14 protein-coding genes and 1 pseudogene are annotated in these 19,902 nt (G+C 73.4%); 5 read left to right on the top strand and 10 right to left on the bottom strand.

Going from position 1 to position 19,902, the window contains the following annotated elements:
- Positions 1–77 precede the first annotated feature (77 nt).
- From ACIG36_RS06955 to ACIG36_RS06965, 3 genes are all read right to left on the bottom strand, one after another.
- Complete coding sequence (locus tag ACIG36_RS06955; protein ID WP_399923177.1) at positions 78–7,406, bottom strand: SDR family NAD(P)-dependent oxidoreductase; 7,329 nt, start codon at positions 7,404–7,406, stop codon at positions 78–80.
- Positions 7,407–7,415: 9 nt separating this feature from the next.
- Positions 7,416–8,201 (bottom strand): GNAT family N-acetyltransferase, encoded by a 786-nt coding sequence (locus tag ACIG36_RS06960; protein WP_399923179.1) that lies wholly within the window; start codon positions 8,199–8,201, stop codon positions 7,416–7,418.
- A 216-nt stretch (positions 8,202–8,417) separates the two neighbouring features.
- Entirely contained in the window at positions 8,418–8,870 is a 453-nt protein-coding gene (locus tag ACIG36_RS06965; RefSeq protein WP_399923181.1) for a DUF4442 domain-containing protein, read from the bottom strand.
- Positions 8,871–8,953: 83 nt separating this feature from the next.
- On the opposite strand from ACIG36_RS06965, the gene ACIG36_RS06970 reads away from it, so the two are divergent.
- Positions 8,954–9,976, top strand: coding sequence for a hypothetical protein (locus ACIG36_RS06970; protein ID WP_399923184.1), 1,023 nt, complete (start codon positions 8,954–8,956; stop codon positions 9,974–9,976).
- Between the two features lie 30 nt (positions 9,977–10,006).
- Here ACIG36_RS06970 and ACIG36_RS06975 read toward each other — a convergent pair whose 3' ends face one another.
- Both ACIG36_RS06975 and ACIG36_RS06980 read right to left on the bottom strand, forming a co-directional pair.
- Positions 10,007–10,852 carry a spermidine synthase gene (locus tag ACIG36_RS06975; protein WP_399923187.1) on the bottom strand — a complete coding sequence of 282 codons (846 nt, stop codon included), beginning with the start codon at positions 10,850–10,852 and terminating at the stop codon, positions 10,007–10,009.
- A 78-nt stretch (positions 10,853–10,930) separates the two neighbouring features.
- Positions 10,931–11,146, bottom strand: coding sequence for a hypothetical protein (locus ACIG36_RS06980; RefSeq protein WP_399923190.1), 216 nt, complete (start codon positions 11,144–11,146; stop codon positions 10,931–10,933).
- A gap of 161 nt (positions 11,147–11,307) precedes the next feature.
- On the opposite strand from ACIG36_RS06980, the pseudogene ACIG36_RS06985 reads away from it, so the two are divergent.
- Positions 11,308–12,003 (top strand): annotated as a pseudogene (locus ACIG36_RS06985) (TVP38/TMEM64 family protein); the annotation flags it as partial.
- A gap of 29 nt (positions 12,004–12,032) precedes the next feature.
- On the opposite strand, the gene ACIG36_RS06990 reads toward ACIG36_RS06985, so the two are convergent.
- Genes ACIG36_RS06990 through ACIG36_RS07000 form a run of 3 tightly spaced genes read right to left on the bottom strand, consistent with a single transcriptional unit; the run spans position 12,033 to position 14,434 of the window.
- Positions 12,033–13,160 (bottom strand): bile acid:sodium symporter family protein, encoded by a 1,128-nt coding sequence (locus ACIG36_RS06990; protein WP_399923193.1) that lies wholly within the window; start codon positions 13,158–13,160, stop codon positions 12,033–12,035.
- Positions 13,129–13,548 carry a hypothetical protein gene (locus tag ACIG36_RS06995; protein ID WP_399923196.1) on the bottom strand — a complete coding sequence of 140 codons (420 nt, stop codon included), beginning with the start codon at positions 13,546–13,548 and terminating at the stop codon, positions 13,129–13,131. The genes ACIG36_RS06990 and ACIG36_RS06995 overlap by 32 nt, the downstream gene beginning before the upstream one ends.
- Before the next feature lie 22 nt (positions 13,549–13,570).
- On the bottom strand, positions 13,571–14,434 hold the full coding sequence (locus tag ACIG36_RS07000) for an oxaloacetate decarboxylase (RefSeq protein WP_399923199.1): 864 nt from the start codon (positions 14,432–14,434) through the stop codon (positions 13,571–13,573).
- A gap of 593 nt (positions 14,435–15,027) precedes the next feature.
- Between ACIG36_RS07000 and ACIG36_RS07005 the strand changes: the two genes are divergently transcribed.
- Both ACIG36_RS07005 and ACIG36_RS07010 read left to right on the top strand, forming a co-directional pair.
- A complete protein-coding gene (locus tag ACIG36_RS07005) occupies positions 15,028–15,645 on the top strand; it encodes a TetR/AcrR family transcriptional regulator (RefSeq protein WP_399923202.1) in 618 nt (205 codons plus the stop codon).
- Positions 15,646–15,742: 97 nt separating this feature from the next.
- Positions 15,743–17,092, top strand: coding sequence for an FAD-dependent oxidoreductase (locus ACIG36_RS07010; RefSeq protein ID WP_399923205.1), 1,350 nt, complete (start codon positions 15,743–15,745; stop codon positions 17,090–17,092).
- Between the two features lie 42 nt (positions 17,093–17,134).
- Here the strand turns inward: ACIG36_RS07010 and ACIG36_RS07015 are convergent, their stop codons facing one another.
- Positions 17,135–17,491: an ArsR/SmtB family transcription factor gene (locus ACIG36_RS07015; RefSeq protein ID WP_399923208.1), complete on the bottom strand. Its 357-nt coding sequence runs from the start codon at positions 17,489–17,491 to the stop codon at positions 17,135–17,137.
- Positions 17,492–17,577: 86 nt separating this feature from the next.
- A complete protein-coding gene (locus tag ACIG36_RS07020; RefSeq protein WP_399923211.1) occupies positions 17,578–18,180 on the bottom strand; it encodes a helix-turn-helix domain-containing protein in 603 nt (200 codons plus the stop codon).
- A gap of 142 nt (positions 18,181–18,322) precedes the next feature.
- Between ACIG36_RS07020 and ACIG36_RS07025 the strand changes: the two genes are divergently transcribed.
- Positions 18,323–19,777 (top strand): glyceraldehyde-3-phosphate dehydrogenase, encoded by a 1,455-nt coding sequence (locus ACIG36_RS07025; protein WP_399923990.1) that lies wholly within the window; start codon positions 18,323–18,325, stop codon positions 19,775–19,777.
- Positions 19,778–19,902 lie beyond the last annotated feature (125 nt).

Raw genomic sequence — 19,902 nt, forward strand, 5'->3', positions numbered from 1 at the left:
CCCCACCCGGGCAGCCGGGTGGGGCCTTCTGCCGCCTCCTCCTTCAGTCGGTGAACCCCCTCATTCGGTGGACCTCTTCATCCGGTGGACCTCTTCATCCGGTGAACGCAGCGCTGCGCGAGGTCGCCGATCGAGGCGCTGCTGACGATCTCGACCATGGGCAGGTCGCAGCCCAGTTGCCGGTGGATGACGGTCGTGAGCTCGGCTCCCATCAGGGAGTCGAGGCCCAGTTGGGCGAGCGGCCGGTCGGGCGGCAGCCGGTCGGCCGTGGTCTGGAGGGTCCTGGCGATGTGGCCGGTGAGGGCCTCGGTCACGAGGGCCAGGGCGGCCTCGGGGGTGGCGTCGGCGAGGGCGCGGGCCAGGGCTTCGCCGTCCTCGTCGCCGCCTTGTTCCGGGACGAGGCCCGCGAAGCGTGGCCTCCCGGTCGCCGGGCCGGCGTGCCGGGCGCGTGACCAGTCCACTCCGGCCGGCACCGCGACGTCGTACGGCCCGCCGAGCAATGGTCCGAGGGAGCGCAGGAGTTCCCGCGTGGGGGACGGTGGCAGGCCCATCGCCCGCAGGTAGGCCGACATGTCCGTACGGGCCGCATGGCCGGTGTCGGCGACGGCGCCCCAGCCGACGGCGAGGGCCGCCCTCCGGTCCCGGCGGCGGGCGCGTGCCAGGGCCTCCAGGTACAGGTTGGCGGCCACGTAGTTGCTCTGCCGGGGGTTGCCGAACAGCGCCGTGACGGAGGAGTACAGCAGGAACAGGCGCGGGTCGCTGTCGCGCGTCAGCTCGTCCAGCAGCGCCGCCCCGCCCGCCTTGGCGGCCAGGACGTCCCGGATGCGGTCGTCGGTGAGCTCCGTCAGCGGTCCGTCGTCATAGACGGTGGCCGCGTGGACGACACCGCGCAGCGGCGCGTCCAGCGAGGCGAGGACCGCGCGCAGGGCCGCCGCGTCGGAGACGTCCGCCGCGTGGACGCTCACGCCCGCCCCGTACCCGCGCAGTTCGTCGAGCAGAGCGGGCGCGCCGGGGGTGTGCTCGCCACGCCTGCCGACGAGTGCCAGCCGGCGGGCGCCCTGCCGGGCGAGCCAGCGGGCGGTGGCGGCGCCGAAGCCGTCCAGGCCGCCGGTGACCAGGTACGTTCCCCGGTCGTCGAGCGTCACCGGCGGGGGCGTGGTCTCCAGGTGCGGCGGCGGGTCCAGGGAGATGACGACCTTGCCGATGTGCCGGGAGTGCTGGAGTGCCTCGAAGGCATCGGTGATCCGGTCCGCCGGGTGGACGTGGTGCAGGATGGGCCGGTAGACGCCGTCGCCCACCAGCCGCTTGATGTCGGCGCCCTCCCGCGCGGCGAGTTCGGGCTGGTGGGTGAGGAGTTCGGTGACGTCCCCCACCGCCGAGAGCGTGAGGTGGTCGAGGAAGGGACGCAGCAGCAGCCGGCTGTTGCCGTAGATGTCGCGCTTGCCCAGTTCGATGAAGCGGCCGCCGGTCCGCAGTGATTCCAGTCCGCGGCTGATGGCCTCGCCGGCGAGGGAGTTGAGGACGACGTCGACGCCGCGGCCGCCGGTCAGGGACTTCACCTGGTGGGCGAAGTCCAGGGTGCGCGAGTCCAGGACGTGCCGCACGCCGAGCAGCCGCAGGAGATCGCGCTTGGCGGGGGTGCCGGCCGTGGCGATGACCCGGGCACCGACGTGTTGCGCGTACTGGAGGGCCGCTAGGCCCACGCCTCCGGCGGCTCCGTGCACGAGCACGGCTTCCCCGGCGGCCAGCCGGGCGAGGTGGTGCAGGGCATGGTGGACGGTCACATGGACGGCGGCCAGGGTGGCGGCCTCGTGGAAGCCCATGCCGTCGGGAATCCGCCACACCATCGTCTGATGGACGGTGGTGTGGGAGCGCAGCGTGTCGGTGCCGAACACGAAGACCCGGTCCCCCGTCGCGAACCCGGTGACGGCGGAGCCGACGCCGGTGACGACACCGGTGCCTTCGAGACCGACCGCGTGCCCGGGGCCGTCCGTGCGCTGCTTGAGAGGGATCAGCCCGCGTGCCTGCATGATGTCGTGGAAGTTCAGGGCGGCGGCCCGCACGGAGACGAGGACGTCCTGCGGACCCGGCCGCGGGATGCCGGCGGGTACCCAGGACAGCCGGTACGCGCCTCCGGGGTCGCGCAGCCGCAGCGCGAAGGACTCGTCGGCCCCGGCCTGCGCGCCGAGGGCGGGGCCGGGCCGGGCGTGGACGCGGGGCACGAACCGCCCGCCGCGGGTGAGCACGATCTCGTCCTCCGCGTCGGGTGCGACGATCTCCGCGGCGAGGCGTTCGGCGTCGGCGGCCGGATCACCGCCGCTGTCCAGGGAGACCCGGCGGACGTCGAACCGGGGTTGCTCGTTGGCCAGACACCGCGCGGCGCCCCAGACCGTCGCGAGCTCCGGGGCCAGGGGACGTTCGGGGGCGGGAAGGGCACCCGTGGGCGGGGTGACGAGCCACACCTGAACGGTCGCCGCGGTCTCCGTCCGGGCCAGGGCGCGCAGGACGGCGATGCGGCGTACGGCCCGGTCCACGTCCAGTCGTGAGTCCGTCGAGCTCATCAGCAGGACCACTCCTGCCGGTCCGCTCGCACCGCCCAGTAGGGCCTGCCACCGGCCGGGATTACTGTCGATCGCGACCTCGACGGCGCCCGCGCCGAGCCGCCGCGCCAGAGCTGTGGCGAGCGCGCCGCACGAGGGCTCCGCGGCGACGATCCAGGCCGTCGCCGGTTCCGGGACGCCCGGTGTGCGGGCGACGGGTTCGGCCTTGGGCGGGCGCCGGGCCAGCAGCACCGACGACGCGTCATCGACCTCCACGGCGGTGACCTCGCGGAAGCCCGCCCCGGCCAGCACCCGGCGCCAGGCGTCGGCGTCCAGCAGCGGCCCGCCGGGCCGCAGATCCGGGTCCGTCCGGTGCCAGAACGACGGCAGCAGTCCCGGCAGCAGCGCAAAGACGAGGAGGTCGTGGCTCTCGAAGGCGAGGAGGTGACCCCCGTCCGCCAGCAGACGCCCCACCCCCGCCAGCGCGACCCGCAGGTCGGCCGCCGCGTGCAGCGAGTCACCCGCCAGGACGAGGTCGAAGCCGCCTTCCGCGAAGCCCTGCTCGACAGGGTCCTCACCCGTGGCCAGAAGCTTGTAGGTGACGAAGTCGTAGGCGGCGAAGCGCTTCCGGGCGCGGACGAAGTAGCTGTCGGAGACGTCCGTGTACGCGTACTGCGTGCGCTCGGGCGGCAGCAGCGGCAGCACCGCCGCGGTGAGGGCACCGGTGCCCGCGCCCACCTCCAGGACGCGCAGCGGACGGTCGTCGGGCCACGCCGCGACCAGGACCCGGACGGCCGCGCCGACGGCCCGCGCGGGGAACGCGCCGGTGTGGAACTCCTCCAGCAGGGACCGGTTGGCCTCCGTGAGCAGCAGGCCGGCGGGGTCGAGGGAGCCGCACAGGACCTCGGCCAGGTGCGCGCCGCACGTGCCGAGCAGCGCGAGTTCCACGCCGAGGCCGGGATACCGCCGGGCGAGATCGCGGAAGCGCTCTTCCGGTGCCGGGGGTCGGACGATCCTCCAGCGGGCGGAACCCGACTCCGGCTCGGCGAGCCCACAGGTGCGCGCGGCCTCCAGCAGTACCCGGAGCAGTGGCGCGTACTGCGGCCGCACTCCGGCGTCGAGAAGGTCACCGACGCCGAAGCCGCCCGCCCCGCCGTCCGGCAGTATCGACACCATAGTGGCCGCCCCGAAGTGCCCGGCCAGCTCCCTCGCCGCGTCCCTGACACGGGCGCGATGGTCTCCCCCGTCCTCGAGCCGGTCGCCGCGCGGCGGCGCCCCGCACGCGCGCGCCGGCTCGAGCGTGCCGGGCAGCGGGACGGGGCCGGGGTCGTGCCCGGGACGGGCGGCCGCGCGCAGGACCGTCCTGTGGAGCGAGGGGTACCGGTGCGCCTGCGCACCGAACTTGCGCAGGCGGACTCCCTCCAGGAACAGGCACACCTGCCCGTCGGCGCCGAGGACGGTGAGGTCCAGGAGCGCTTCCTGCTCGGACATGGCGCGGCGGTGGGCGAGGAAGTGGCCGGCGGCGGGCAGCCGGGACCACGCCCGTACCCGGTCGACGGCGGCCGGAAGATAGGGAACCCCTTCGACGACAAGGTCTTCCAGCAGCATGAGACCGGTCTGCACGGCTCCGTCGAGGAGGGCGGGGTGGGCCTCGTAGCCTTCGAGTGCGGCGTCGGTGGTGTAGCGGGTCAGGACGCGGTCGTCACCGATGAGGAGGTCGTTGTCCAGGACGAGGAAGTCGGGTCCGTACCGGACGCCCGCCCGCTCGATGAGCCGGTAGAAGTCCTCGGCCGTGCACCGCCCTTCCAGCTCCGCGGCGAGCCGCCCGGTGTCCACGGGGTCCGGCCGGGGGTCGAGGAGCCTGCGGGCCCGGCCGCGGGCGTGTTCCAGCCAAGGGCCGGAGCCCCCGCCACGGCCGGCGACGCGGACGACGCCGTCGTCCGCCGACAGCGCGGTCTGGATCTCCAGGCGACGATGGTCCTCGAACGGCAGCACCAGGGCGTGCGGGATGGCCAGGTCGGTGATCTCGACGGCCGCGTCCCACAGCCGCCGGCCGGCGGCCAGGGCCATCTCCACGTAACCGGTGGCCGGCATGATGACCGCCCCCGCGATGACGTGCCCGGCCAGCCACGGAACGCGCGCCGGCTCGAACGGCCCGTGCCAGGTGGGTTCCGCCACGGCCGCCCGCTCGCCGAGCAGCGGATGGGCGGCCGTGCCGTCGCCACAGGTACGCGTCCAGACGGCAGGGCCGCCGTTCCAGTGGCGCTCGCGCTCCCACGGATAGGCGGGCAGATCCACGACCCGGCCGGGCCGCGGGAAGTACGCGTCGCTCGCGACCCCGGCCGCCAGCAGCTGTCCGGCACAGGACCGCACCGCCTCCGGACCGGCCACGCCCCGGCTCAGCGTGGACAGGACCTGGGCTGCGGGCGCGCACCGCCGCAGACAGCCGCCGAGCACGGGATGCGGACCGACCTCGAGGAACAGGTCGCAGCCCAGGCTCAGGAGTTGTCCGACAGCGGCGGCGAACAGGACGGGCTGCCGCACGTTCCGCCACCAGTAGCCGGCGTCCAGCTCGGGGCCGTCCAGCAGGGTGCCGGTGGTCGCCGAGGCGTACGCGGTGTGCGCCGGCTGCCCCTTGAGTCCTGCCAAAACCGCCGGCAGCCGCTGTCGGAGGCCGTCCATGGCATGACTGTGGAAGCCGTACGGCAGCCCGAGGTCGCGGAAGAACACGCCCGCACCCAGCAGTTCCGCACCCAGGGCGGCGAGCGCGGCCCGGTCACCGCTGACGGTCACGTCCCGCCCGCTGTTCACAGCGGCGATCTCCAGCCGCCCCGCGTACGGCGCCAGCAGCCGCTCGGCCCGCTCGGCGCCGGCACCGATCGCCGCCATGCCCCAGTCACCGGCGGTCGACGCCTGGGCGCGGGAACGTTCCACCACCACGCGCGCCGCGGCGTCCAGGCCGAGCGCCCCGGCGGCCCACGCGGCGGCCGTCTCGCCGGAACTGTGCCCGACGACCCCGCCGGGCCGGATCCCGTGACGCTCCAGCAGCGCGGTGAGACCCACTTGTACGGCGAAGAGCAGCGGCTGGGCCACATCGGTGGTGTCCGGACGCCGGCGGTCCTGCGGCGTCGCGAGCTCTTCCAGGACCGACCAGCCGAGGTGGGGGCGCAGCGCGTCGTCCGCGTCCCGCACGGCCGCCCGGAAGACGGGTTCGGCCGCGAGCAGGTCCGCGCCCATGCCGGCCCACTGCGATCCGTTGCCGGAGTAGACCATCGCGACCTCGGCCCGTCCGGCGGCCGGCACCGGGCCCGGGTGCGGGCCGCGCAGCAGCCCCGCGGCCTCGGCCGGCCCGTCGGCGAGCACGGCCACGCGGTGCTCGTGCAGACCGCGCCGGCGGCAGGAGGTCCAGGCCAGGTCGTAGAACTCCCGCTCGTCGCACCCCGCGAGCCGCTCGGCCATGCGGCGTGCCGCCGCGCCGGCCGCGGCCGGTGTGCGTCCCGAAACGATCAGTGGCAGCAGCTTCCCGGAGGCCGGTTCCGGCGCCGGGGGGTCGCATGCGGTCAGGACGACATGGGCGTTCGCGCCGCCGAAGCCGAAGGAGTTGACGCCGGCCACGGTCCGGCCCGTCGGCGAGGAGTCCAACGGCCGTGTCGCGACGGCCGGGGCCAGCCCCCATCCGGCGAAGTCGATCGCCGGGTTGAGCGGCAGGGCGTGACGATTCGCCGGTATCCGGCCGTGCCGCAGCACCAGCATGGTCGTGAACAGCCCGGCCATGCCCGACGCCGGTTCCAGGTGGCCCAGATGGCTCTTGACCGAGCCCACCGCCAGCGCGCTCCCCGGTCGCCGCCGGGCACCGAGCGCCCGGGTGACGGCCCGGCATTCCGTCGGGTCGCCCACGGGGGTGCCGGTGCCGTGCATCTCCAGATACGCCACCTCGTCCGGCTCCACGCCGGCCGCCTCGTACGCCGCGCGCAGCACCGCCTCCTGGGCGTCCGCACTGGGCTGGGCCAGGCCCGGCGTCCGCCCGTCGGTGTTGACGGCGCTGCCCAGGATCACCGCGTGCACCCGGTCCCCGTCCGCGAGCGCCCGGGACAGCGGCTTGAGCAGCACCACACCGCCGCCCTCCGCGCGCACATAGCCGTCGGCGCCGGCGGAGAACGTACGGCAGCGCCCGGTCGGCGACAGCATCGACGCCTTGGAGAACCCGACGAACTCGAACGGGCTGAGCAGCACATGGACGCCCCCCGCCAGAGCCGTACCGCAACGGCCCGCGCGCAGCGCCTCGCAGGCGTGGTGCAGCGCCACCAGGGACGACGAACAAGCGGTGTCGATCGCGAGGGAGGGCCCACGCAGGTCCAGGAAGTGCGAGACCCGGTTGGCGACGATCGACAGGGCACCGCCCGTCATCGTGTAGCCGTCGGTCGACCTCTCGTCCAGCCCCTGCATGACGCCGAACGCCGGGCTGGACACCCCCATGTACACGGCCGTGTCCGCACCCGCGAGGACGGCCGCCGCCACTCCGGCGTCGTCGAGCGCCTCCACCGCCAGCTCCAGGGCCAGCCGCTGCTGCGGATCCATCCGGCTCACCTCGCGCGGCGACATGGCGAAGTAGCCCGCGTCGAACCCGTGGATGTCGTCGAGGAACCCGCCGACCGTCGTGTAGGTCTTCCCCGGCCGGCCGGGGTCGGGGTCGAGCCAGCGGTCCGGGTCGAACCGTCCCGGCGGCACCGGGCCGATCAGGTCCCGCCCCGAGATCAGGGCCGACCACAGCTCGGCCGGCGTGCTGATGCCGCCGGGCAGCCGGCACGCGGCGCCCACCACGGCGATGGGTTCGGAGCGGAGGTGTTCCACGGAGGACGGCGCCATGGGGGCTCCTCAGGTGGGCGGTCGGTCCGGGGCGAGGACGGGCAGGTCCCGCAAGTGCGCCGGGTCGATGCGGTGGAGGGGGGTGAGTACGTACAGCGCGGCAGCGCCCCACCGCGGGTTGTGGCCTGGCGGGCCGCATACCCAGGCACCGAGGTCCAGGGAACCGCGCAGGAGCGGCGGCAGCGCGGCGTGTTCGCGTGCCGCCACGGGCTCCCGTGGCAGCGCGACCGGCATCAGCGGGGTGACCCGGTACTCCTCGGGTGCCAGATGGCGGACTGCGGTCTCCCACACCGCCGCTATTGTCCGTAGGTCCCCGTCCGGTGACAGCAGACAGCTGCCACCGATCCACGTGCGGCGGGCCCGGACGACGTAGTGCCCGACGCCTAGCGTCATCAAGGGGATCAGGGTGCCGCCGCGGTGGGCGGGGTGGGTGCAGGCCCGGCTGACCTCCACCAAGTCGCCGCGCAGAGCCGCCAGCCGGTCCAGGTCGAAGTACTCCTCGGCGACGAGGCCACCGGCGGCCTCGGCTCCCTCGGGCGTCAGCAGCCGGCAGGTACCGACCAGCGTTCCCGTACGTGCGTCGCGGGCGAGCAGGTGATCGCAGTAGGCATCGAATCCGTCGATGTCGTGGCCCGGCTGCGGTGTCTCGAGGTGTCTCCCGGCCTCCTCGGCGAACATCCGGTAGCGCAACCGCTGGGCCTCGCGCACCTCGTGCCCGCCACGGGCGAGCGAGAGGACGTAACAGGGGGCGGACGGGGCCGGGGTGGGTATGAGGGGACGGTCCGGAACTGCCACGGGTGTCTCCTACCCGGCGACAGGCGTCCGGTGGCGGAGGGAAGGAGGGCCGGCACCGGCACACGGATGCGTACCGGTCCCGCCCGGCGGGCCGATCGGACGCGCCACGCTTCCAATGCCCACTGACGGGTGGTTTGCGCGCGAGGTTCTTCCAGAAATGACGGGGCCCGCACATCCGGTGACGGACGTGCGGGCCCCGCCGATGGCGGCCGGCGGCTACGCGTTCGGCCGCAGCGTCCACCAGATCGTCATCTCGCCCGTCTCCGCGCCGTCCTCGCGCGTGATGGAGACGCGCACCGGGAACTCCGGCCTCTGGCCGGCGTCCAGCTCGGCGATGACGTCGGCGGCCGGGCGGCCGAGGACGGCGGTGGCGGTGACCGGGCCCATGGCGAGCTTCTTGTAGCCGATCTCGGCGCGTACGGCCAGCGGGACCGCCCGCGAGAGCTGGGAGCCGAAGGCGGCCAGGACGATGGCGCCGCTGGCGGACTCGGCGAGGGTGAACATCGCGCCGGCGTGCGGGCCCCCGACGTGGTTGTGGTACTCGGGCTGGTCGGGCAGATGGATCACGGCGCGCTCGGGGGTGATCTCGCCGAAGGTCAGGTTGAGCGTGCGGACCATGGGCACGGTGGCCGCCAGGGCCTCGCCGATCGAGGGCAGGGTCTCAGACATGCCCCGAAAGTTACCAGTCAGTAGCAAAACCGGGAAGGCCCACGGACCACAACAGTCACGCGCACCCTCTAGGGTTAGCGGCCATGTGGCCAGGACAGCAGCCGCCCGGGGGCGAGCAGAACCCGCAGGACCCGAACCGGAACCCGTACGCCCAGCCGGGGTACCAGCAACCCAACCCCTACCAGCAGCCCGGATACCAGCAGCAGCCCAACCCCTACGCACAGCCCGGCCCGGCCGGACAGTGGTCGGGGCCTGGCGCGCCCGGCGGACCGCAGCCGCCTGGCGACGGCCGCAACAAGCGCGTCACCGTGATCGCCATCGCGGCCGCGGTGGCCGTGGTGATCGCGGCCGGCGTCACCGGGGCCGTCGTCCTGACGGGCGACGACACGAAGGACGACCAGCAGACGACCGAGGCCCAGGACGGCCCCAAGCCGTCGGCGTCCGTCCAGGCCCCGCCCTCGTCCTCGCCGGGCGGAGGCGGCGAGGACAACCCGCGGGCGAGCCAGGAGGTCAAGCCGGTCATCAATGGCTGGAAGGTCGTCATCAACCCCAAGCGACACGTCGTCTTCGACGTGCCCGCCGACTGGTCGGTGGCCCAGACCGGCACCGGCGTGATCGTCCCGGACCAGACCGGCAAGGACAAGGACGGGATGGCCGAGGCCATGTCCTCCCCCGCCTACTTCGAGGAGAAGCGGTGCGTCTCCACCTCGGAGAAGGGCATCGAGCTCAACCACGAGGGCGGGATCGTCGGGGCGAAGGGCGCCCAGGGAGCGAAGAGCCTGCAGGAGGCGGCGGAGAACGCCGCCGCGAGCTGGGCCTGGGCGATGTTCGACCAGAAGAAGAAGGGCAAGCTGAACATCGGCAAGGCCTCCGCCTTCAAGAGCGACCACGGCGTCACCGGCTTCACCGCGATGACCACGGCGACCGACGTGCCCAAGGACACCAAGTGCGCCACGGACGGCAAGGGCTACGCGGTGGCCTACAAGGACGACACCGGTGACCTCAACACCTGGATCTTCGCGGGGGTCAAGGGCGAGAAGGAAGAGGTCTCCGACGACACCATCAAGAAGATCATGAGCACGCTGCGGCCGCTGAAGTCCTCCTGACGCCCATCAGCCGATCCGTCCCTCAGCCCCTCAGCCGATGCCGAACGAGCCGCCCGGCGGTTCCGGCGAGCCGACCGCGTCGGCGTCGCTCACCGGCACCGCCCCGGCGGCGAACCGCGCCAGCGCCTCCCCGTCCTCGACCCGGGCGGGGAAGGCGTCGGCGGCGGCGCGGCGGGCGAGCGCGGCGACGGGCAGTTCGGTGTGCGCCGCTACCAGCACCGCGTTGCCGAAGCGGCGCCCGCGCAGCATCGGGGCCTCCGCGATCAGGCACAGGTGCTCGAAGACGGCCGCGTACGTGGCCACCTGGGAGCGCAGGAAGTCGAAGGGCGCGCCGTCCGCGAGGTTGGCCGCGTAGTGGCCGCCGGGGCGCAGGACGCGGGCGGCCGTGCGCGCGTACTCGAGGGACGTCAGGTGTGCGGGCACCCGGGAGCCGCCGAAGACATCCCCGATGATCATGTCCGCGGAGGCGTCGGGGGCGGCTTCCAGCGCCGCGCGGGCGTCCGCCGCCCGTACCTCGATGCCGGACCCCTCCGGCAGCGGAAGGTGCTCCGCGACCAGCGCGATCAGCCCGCGGTCGCCCTCGACGACGCGCTGGCGCGAGCCGGGACGGGTGGCGGCCACGTAGCGGGGCAGGGTCAGGGCCCCGCCGCCCAGGTGCAGCACGTCGAGGGGGCGGCCCGGTTCGGCGACCGTGTCCAGGACGTGCGCGAGCCGGCGCGCGTACTCGAACTCGAGGTGGGTGGGGTCCTCGAGGTCGACGTACGACTGCGGCGCGCCGTCGAGCGTCAGCAGCCAGGCCCGTGCCCGGTCCACGTCGGGCATCAGCTTGGCGGTGCCCCAGTCCACGTCCCGGCTCACGGGTATCGGTTCGTCCACCCCTTCATTGTCCCGGAAGCGGGGGCCCGTGCAGACCCACCGGACACGCGCCCGGAAGACCCATCGGGCACGCACGCCCTAGGCCCGTTCGCCCCCGGTGCGGTGCGCGACGCCGGCCGTGAAGCCGTCCAGCCAGGTCAGCGTCATGTGGCGGACCACCATCCGCAGCTGCTGGGCCGTGAGCACCTTCTCCAGGTGGCCCTGGCGCAGGACGAGCCTCGCCCGTCGTTCCGCCGCCACCAACAGCACCATCCGGTCGGCCGGTTCGAATGCCCCTCCCCCTCGTTCTTCCATGACAGCACCCTAGGCCGAGCCCTGCCGGAGGGCACGCGAGTTTCGCCCGGCCCCCGGAACGGCACCGTCCGGGCCAACGGAGGATGACCGTTCGTTTCTCGTTCCGTCCGGTCTCGCCGACATCACCTCGTCCTTACGCGGGAGTCGGTTACGCTCCTTCGATGCTCGATACCGCCGCCCCGTCCGCGGACCCCGCCGCGCGCCGGTCGCGGGTGCTGCTGTCCTCGTGGGCCCGGCTCGGGCTGCTCGTCGCGCTGCTCGGCGGCGCGATGGCGGCCGTAGTGGTCTGCAGGCCGGAGCGGCTGCTCGCCGACGGCTGGCCGCCGCAGCTGGCGGGCGGCGGCACGGCGGTCGTGCTCTTCGCCGTCGCCTACGGACTGTGCACCGCGGCGTTCGTGCCGCGCCCGGTGCTGAACCTCGCGGCGGGCGCGCTGTTCGGTGCCCCGCTCGGGACGGCCGCGGCCGTCGTGGGCACCGTGCTGGGATCGGCCGTCTCCTTCGGGCTGGGGCGGCTGCTGGGGCAGGACGCGCTGCGCCCGCTGTTGCGCGGGCGCTGGCTGAAGGCCGCCGACCGGCAGCTGAGCCGGCACGGCTTCCGGTCGATGCTGGCGATCCGGCTCTTCCCCGGGGTGCCCTTCGCCGCGGCGAACTACTGCGCCGCCGTCTCCCGGATGGGCTGGGCGCCCTTCGTGCTGGCGACCGGGCTGGGCGTCGTGCCCAACACCGCCGCCTATGTGATCGCGGGCAGCCACGCGGCGTCGCCGACCTCACCGCCGTTCCTGGCGGCGATGGCCTTCATCGCGGTCACCGGGCTCGCGGCCGTGGTGGTGGCCTGGCGGCGCAGGACGCGCGGCCGGGTCCGCGGCGTACAGGGTCGTAGCGGGGCTCAGGCCACGGGGAGCGCGCCGCCCCTTCCCGACTCCCCCGCAGCCTCCGCCGCCTCCGCTGTCCCTGCCTCCACCGCTTCCGCCCCTTCCTGCGCCGACCGTCCCGACGGCAGCGGGTCGTCCGGCATCTGACGGGACCAGCGGTTGGCGATGACCGCGCAGACGGTCAGCTGCATCTGGTGGAAGAGCATCAGCGGCAGGATCACCAGCCCCGCCCCCGGCCCGAACAGCGCGGCCGCCATGGGCAGTCCGGTCGCCAGGCTCTTGTTGGCGCCGCAGAAGACGAGCGTGACGCGGTCGCCGCGGCCGAATCCCAGCCGCCGTCCGGCCAGCGCCGTCGTGCCGAGCGCCGCCGCCAGCACCGCCGCGGAGAGCAGCATCAGCGCGGCCAGCCGGAGCGGGGTGACCTGGTGCCAGATGCCCTGGGCCATGCCCCTGCTGAACGCGGTGTAGACGACGAGGAGGATCGAGAGCCGGTCCAGGCGGCCGAGCGCCCGCTTGTGCCGGCCGGTGAAGCCGCCGAGGCGGGGACGCAGCAGCTGCCCGGCGAGGAAGGGGGCGAGCAACTGGGTCGCGATGGTCAGCAGCCCGTCGGCGGAGAACCGTACGGCGGAGCCGATCAGCCAGGCGGCGAGCAGCGGGGTGAGCAGCATGCCGAGCAGGCTGGAGTACGTACCGGCGCAGATGGCCGCCGGGACGTTGCCGCGCGCGGTGGAGGTGAGGGCGATCGACGACTGGACGGTCGAGGGGACCGTGCACAGGAACAGCAGCCCGGTGTAGAGCTGCGGGGTGAGCAGGAGGGGCGCGAGGGCTCCGGCCGCCAGCCCCAGCAGGGGGAAGAGGACGAACGTGCTCGCCGCCACCACGAGGTGCAGCCTCCACTGGCGCACCCCGTCGACGGCCTCGCGGGTGGAGAGTCTGGTGCCGTAGAGGAAGAAGAGCAGGCCGATGGCGATGTCGGCGGCGTGGCCGGCGGCCACGGCCGCGCCGCCGGTGGCGGGCAGCAGCGTGGCCAGCGCGACGGTGCCGAGCAGGGCCGCGACATAAGGGTCGACGGCTCTGCGCAGCCGGCCTTTCCGGGGTGTTCCGGTCACCTCACTGGTCCTTTTCACGGTGGTGCGGCGCATGGCCGGCCGGCCGCGGCCGCGTTCCGGGGGTGGCGGCCTCGGACAGTCCGCGGGTGATGATCTCGATGCCCTCGCCGCCCTCGTGGTCGCTTCCGGCCGTTCCCCTGCCGCCGAGCAGGGTGTTGAGGGTCCGGTCGACCTCGAGCCAGGAGTCGGCGTGGGAGTTGTCGATGTCGATGACCAGGAGGCCGAGGAGGGGGGCGCGGGCTCCGGCCGGCGGACCGTACCCGGTCTCCTCGTCGGCGTCGGGGTGCCGGGGTGCGGCGGCGGAGGCCTGCCCGGCGTGCCCGCCGAGCAGCGCGCCCGCCGCCAGCGCGAGCACGACGCCCGCCCTGGGAAGCCGGAACTGACCGGGTGCTGTCGCTGCCTGCCGTCGGTGTCTGCCCATGGCGGGGTGCGTCGCGGCCGGCTCAGACGCCGGCCGGCTGCGCCGCGCGATGGTGACGGCTGATGTTCCTCTCCAGCAGCCGGGTGGAGCTCTGCACTCCCACGGCGCCGGTGAGCCGGGTGTCCGGCAGGCGGCCGTCGGCCAGCTTGAGGTCGGCCAGGGCCCCGTCGATGGCGCTGTGCGCGGCGAAGAGGCACGGCGTGCTGTAGATGGCGACGTCGACGCCCAGCTCGGTGAGTTCGGTCAGCGAGAGCCGGGGCGATTTGCCGCCCGCGATCTGGTTGAAGAGCAGCGGTTTGTCGCCGACGACCGAGCGGATGCGGTGGATCCATTCCACGCTGCGGACCCCGTCGACGAGGACGACGTCCGCGTCGGTCCGCGCCAGCGCGGCCGCGCGCCGCAGGATCTCGTCCTCCTCGGTGGCGTCCGTACGGGCCACGACGAGCAGGTCCTCTCTGCTGCTGAGCACCATCTCCAGTTTCTCCAGGTACTCCTCCAGCGGCAGGATCAGCTTGCCGTCCGCGTGCCCGCAGCGGCGCGGGCGCTTCTGGTCCTCGAGGATCACCCCCGAGGCGCCGGTGCGCTCGAGGCGCTGGACCACGTGGCAGGCGACCTCGGGGTCCACATAGCCGTCGTCGATGTCCACCAGCAGGTGGTGCGCGGGGAAGGCCAGCCGGAGCCGCTCGACGAAGGCGAGCATGTCCGGCCAGGCGATGAACCCGATGTCGGGCAGCCCGTAGTACGAGGCGGCGAAACCGAAACCGGAGACGAAGAAGCCGTTGTAGTGCTGGGCCGCGATGGACGCCGAATACATGTCGTAGATGCCGATGAGGGGGGTGGTCCGCTCGGATGCGACCTCGGCCCGCAAAGCACTCCCGTAACGCATGAATTCTCCCTGGCGTAGGCACGTCTCGTGCGCGAAGTGTCGGCGGTCCAGCCGACGTTACGTGCATACATTTACAGAAACGTGAGAGCTTACAAACTGACACTCCGGACCCTGCTCCGTACGGGCGATGCCCCGGTCGGAGCCATCCGCGATCGCGGCGTCAGGGGCGGGCGAGGCCGCGCGGGGCGGGGGCATCACGCTGTGAAGGCCTCGCCGACAAGCCGTTTCCGCAATGAATTTGACGTGATATCAGCACGCCTGGACCGGCGCCGGACCGGGCGTCGTGGGTCCCGCCGCGACCACCGCTCGATTGACCGCATATATCCATCGGCCGTAAATCCGGCCATGCACGTCCCAGGTACCGGCCGGCAGGTTTCGCCGATGGCCCGAGGGATATCCGCCGCGTGCCGGGCGGGATTTGGGAAACACCGGATATCGCCCCGGTCCGGTGGCCGGAAAGCGCTGATGTCGGACGATCCCCCGCATCGCCCGACATCAGCGGGCGTGCCGATGTCCGCCCTGCTCAGCGGGCAGGACAACCGGCCGCCCTCTGAGTATATTGGCTCGGAGCCAGTCAACGCAGGAGTTAGCGCATGTCCCCCCGCAGCCCAGCGGTCAACGAGGAGTTGCGCCGCCGGTCCCGAGAGCGGCTGCTGCAGGCCACCGTGGATCTGGTCGACGAGCACGGGTACGAGGCGACGACGCTGGCGGACATCGCGGACCGGGCCGGAGCGGCGCGCGGACTGGTCTCGTACTACTTCCCCGGCAAGCGGCAGTTGCTGCAGTCCGCGGTGCACCGGCTGATGCACCGTGAGCTCGCGGCGCAGCTGGAGCGGGAACCGTGCGCGCCGGACGGCCGCGAGCTGCTGGCGCGGGCCATCGACGCGGTGCTGGGCCTCGCCCGGGACCGGCCCCGGCTGATGCGCACCCACATGGCGGGGATCCTGACGGCCGAGGGCTTCGTCCAGTGCCCGGAACAGCAGCGCCTGGCGCACCTGCTGCGCGACACGGTGTCACGCTACGGCTCCACCGACCCCGACAACGACTACCGGCTGCTGCGGGCCCAGCTGATGGGCGCGGTCGTGGCGATCCTGCTGCCGGGGGCGCCGATGCCCGCCGAGCGGCTGCGCGCGGAGCTCTTCCAGCGGTACGGGCTCGAGTGGGGGCTCGGCGTACCGCCCGGCGAGCGCCCGCCTCCGCCGGGCGTCTGACCACCGGGCGTCCGGACGCGTCCGGACGGCGGCATCGCACCTCCCGTGACGCGGCCCGCCGTGGGATCCTGGAGTGACTCGCGGGAAGGAGCCTTCCGTGCTTCGCATCGCAGTCGTCGGATCCGGCCCGAGCGGGGTCTACACCGCCCAGGCCCTGCTGGAACAGCGCGCCGTCCCCGGAGTGACGGTGGACGTGCTGGACCGGCTGCCCTGCCCGTACGGGCTGGTGCGCTACGGGGTGGCGCCCGATCACGAGAAGATCAAGTCGCTGCAGCAGAACCTGCGGGTGACCCTGGAGCGGCCGGGCATCCGCTTCCTCGGCAACGTCCCGGTGGGGGACGGGCCGGGGGCGCTGCCCGCCGCGCTGCTGCCGGAGCTCTACCACGCGGTGGTCTACTGCGTGGGCGCGGCGACCGACCGGCGGCTGGGGATTCCCGGCGAGGACCTGCCCGGCAGTTTTTCGGCCACCGAGTTCGTCTCCTGGTACAGCGCCCATCCGGACGCCGCGCCGGGCGGATTCGTGCTCACCGCCCGCTCGGCCGTCGTCATCGGCGTCGGGAACGTGGCCGTCGACGTGGCCCGGGTGCTGGCCCGCGGCGCTGACGAGCTGCGGCACACCGACGTGCCGCACGCGGCGCTGGAGGCGCTGGCCGAGAGCCGGGTGACGGACATCCACATGGTGGGCCGGCGCGGCCCGGCCCAGGCGAAGTTCACCACCAAGGAGCTGCGCGAGCTCGGCGCGCTGCCGGGCGCGCAGGCGCTCGTACGGCCCGAGGAGGCGGAGCTGGACCCGGCGTGGGCCGACCCGGCCGGACTGCCGTCGGCCGTGCGGCGCAACGTGGACGTGCTGCGGGGATGGGCGCAGGCCCCGCCGCGGGAGCTGGGGCGGCGCATCCGGATGCGGTTCTTCCTGCGGCCGGTGGCGCTGCTGGGGGACGACGCCGTGCGCGCGGTGCGCTTCGAGCGGACGGTCCCGGACGGGCGGGGCGGGGTGCGGGGGACAGGCCGGTTCGAGGAGATCGAGGCGCAGTTGGTGCTGCGGTCGGTGGGCTACCGGGGGGTGCCGATCCCGGGGCTGCCGTTCGACGTGGAGCGCGGGACGGTTCCGCACGACCGGGGGCGGGTGCTCCGGGAGGGGGTGCCGTCGCCGGGCGAGTACGTGGCGGGCTGGATCAAGCGCGGGCCGACCGGGGTGATCGGTACCAACCGCTCGTGCGCCAAGGAGACGGTGGCCTCGCTGCTGGCCGACACCCGCGCACTCGTGGCGCGCCGTCCGGCCGGCGATCCGGCCGCCGCGCTGCGGTCGGCGGGCCTGGATCCGGTGGAGTGGCCGGGCTGGCTGGCCATCGAGGCGGCGGAGTCGGCGCTGGGGGCGCGGCTGGGCCGCGGCACGGTGAAGATCCCGGACTGGGACGGGCTGCTCACCGCCGCACACGGTAAGGGCTGACGGCTCGTTCAGCCCCCGAGGCGTCGGTCGGACGCGGGGGCGTCAGCCGGCCGCCGGGGCGCGCTCGCTCTGGCGGTCGTAGGCCGTCAGGACGCTGTCGAGCAGGCCGGGGAAGAGCGCTTCGAGGTCGTCGCGGCGCAGGGAGTTCAGCTTGGCCGTGCCCCGGTAGATCTGGTGGATCACACCGCTCTCGCGCAGCACCCGGAAGTGGTGCGTGGTGGTGGACTTGCTGACGGGCAGGTCGAACACCGAACAGGACTGGTCGGCGACGCCCTCCTCGGCCAGCGCCCGCACCACCATCAGGCGCATGGGGTCGGACAGGGCGTGCAGGACGCCTTCGAGGCTGATCTGCTCCCGGGTGGGGTGCTCGAGGGAACGGGCCTGCTTCGGCGTCGGCACGGCTGCTCCTCCAGGTCGTGGCCGGGGACTGCTGGGCCACCCATTGTACGACGCTCATCGTAATTCGCTGACCGCCGCGGGCTCCCTCATGTGGACTGCCGCAGCCGCGCCTTGAGGTGGACGCGCTCACCCTGCGGCCCGAACAGGCTCAGGAACTCCACCGGCCGCTGGTCCGCGCTGCCGAACCAGTGCGGCACCCGGGTGTCGAACTCCGCCGCCTCGCCCGACCGCAGCACGAGGTCGTGCTCGCCCAGCACCAGGCGCAGCCTGCCGCTGAGGACGTAGAGCCACTCGAAGCCCTCGTGGGTCTTCGGTTCGGGCTCCACACCCTCCTTCGCGCCCGGGAGGATCAGCTTGAACGCCTGCACCCCGCCGGCCTGCCGGCTCAGCGGCACGTACGTCTTGCCGTTGCGGGTGACCGGCGTCGCGTGGATCCGCGGGTCACCGGTGGGCGGGGCACCGACGAGCTCGTCCAGGGACACGCGGTGCGCCCTGGCCAGCGGCAGCAGCAGTTCCAGGCCGGGATGGCGCTTGCCGGACTCCAGCCGGGAGAGGGTGCTGACCGAGATGCCGGTGGCCTCGGACAGCTCCGCCAGCGTCGCGCCGCGCTGCCGTCGCAGGGCGCGCAGGCGTGGTCCGACGGCGGTCAGCACCGTGTTCAGGCCGCTGGGGTCCGGGTCGTGAGCCATGCGGCCATTGCAGGATCGGCAACCGTATTTGTCAAACCCGAGCCCGCCCGACCCTCCGCCGCGGGTGTGACCGACGCCGCTTGAACGATCAAACGGGCTTGCGGTTAGCATATGAGCGCCATCTAGCTCGAAAGAGATGCCTGTGATAGTCAACGACGACTCGTTCACGAACTGGAAGAACCGCGAGGAGATCGCGGAGTCGATGATCCCGATCATCGGCAAGCTGCACCGCGAGCGGGATGTCACCGTCCTGCTGCACAGCCGCTCCCTGATCAACAAGTCGGTGGTCAGCATCCTGAAGACCCACCGATTCGCCCGGCAGATCGCCGGCGAGGAACTCTCGGTCACCGAGACCATGCCGTTCCTGCAGGCTCTCACCACGCTCGATCTCGGCCCCTCCCAGATCGACATCGGCATGCTGGCCGCGACGTACAAGGCCGACGACCGTGGTCTGTCGGTGGCGGAGTTCACCGCCGAGGCCGTCGCCGGCGCCACGGGCGCCAACAAGATCGAGTGCCGCGAGCCGCGCGACGTCGTCCTCTACGGCTTCGGCCGCATCGGCCGCCTGGTCGCCCGGCTGCTCATCGAGAAGGCCGGCTCCGGCAACGGCCTCCGGCTGCGTGCCATCGTGGTCCGCCGCGGCGGCGGGCGGGCCGCCGAAGATCTCGTCAAGCGCGCCTCGCTGCTGCGGCGCGACTCCATCCACGGCCAGTTCCAGGGCACGATCACCGTCGACGAGGCGAACGACACGATCGTCGCCAACGGCAACGAGATCAAGGTGATCTACGCCGGCGACCCGTCGGAGATCGACTACACGGCGTACGGCATCAAGAACGCCATCCTCATCGACAACACGGGCAAGTGGCGCGACCGCGAGGGCCTCTCGACGCACCTGCGCCCCGGCATCGACAAGGTCGTCCTGACCGCGCCGGGCAAGGGCGACGTCCCCAACATCGTGCACGGCGTCAACCACGACACGATCAAGCCGGACGAGCGGGTGCTGTCCTGCGCGTCCTGCACCACCAACGCGATCGTGCCGCCGCTGAAGGCGATGGCGGACGAGTACGGCGTCCTGCGCGGCCACGTGGAGACCGTCCACTCGTTCACCAACGACCAGAACCTGCTGGACAACTACCACAAGGCCGACCGCCGCGGCCGCTCGGCGCCGCTCAACATGGTGATCACCGAGACCGGTGCCGCCTCGGCCGTCGCCAAGGCGCTGCCCGAGCTCGAGGCGCCGATCACCGGCAGCTCGATCCGCGTCCCGGTGCCGGACGTCTCGATCGCGATCCTCAGCCTGCGGCTCGGCCGCGAGACCACCCGCGAGGAAGTCCTCGACTACCTCCGCAACGTGTCGCTGACCTCGCCGCTCAAGCGCCAGATCGACTTCATCAGCGCCCCCGACGCGGTCTCGAGCGACTTCATCGGCTCGCGCCACGCCTCGATCGTCGACGCCGGCGCCACCAAGGTCGACGGCGACAACGCGATCCTCTACCTCTGGTACGACAACGAGTTCGGCTACTCCTGCCAGGTCATCCGCGTCGTCCAGCACGTCTCCGGGGTGGAGTACCCGACCTACCCGGCCCCGCTGGCCTGATCCCGGCGGGCGGGGGGGCCCCCCCCCCCCCCCCGGGGGGGGGGGGGGCGCGCGGGGGGGGGGGGGGGGCCGGGGGGGGGCGGGGGGGGGGGGGCCGGGGGGGGGGGGGGGGGGGGGGGGGCGGG

The sequence above is a fragment of the Streptomyces sp. NPDC053048 genome (genome assembly GCF_044547045.1).
Lineage (GTDB): Bacteria > Actinomycetota > Actinomycetes > Streptomycetales > Streptomycetaceae > Streptomyces.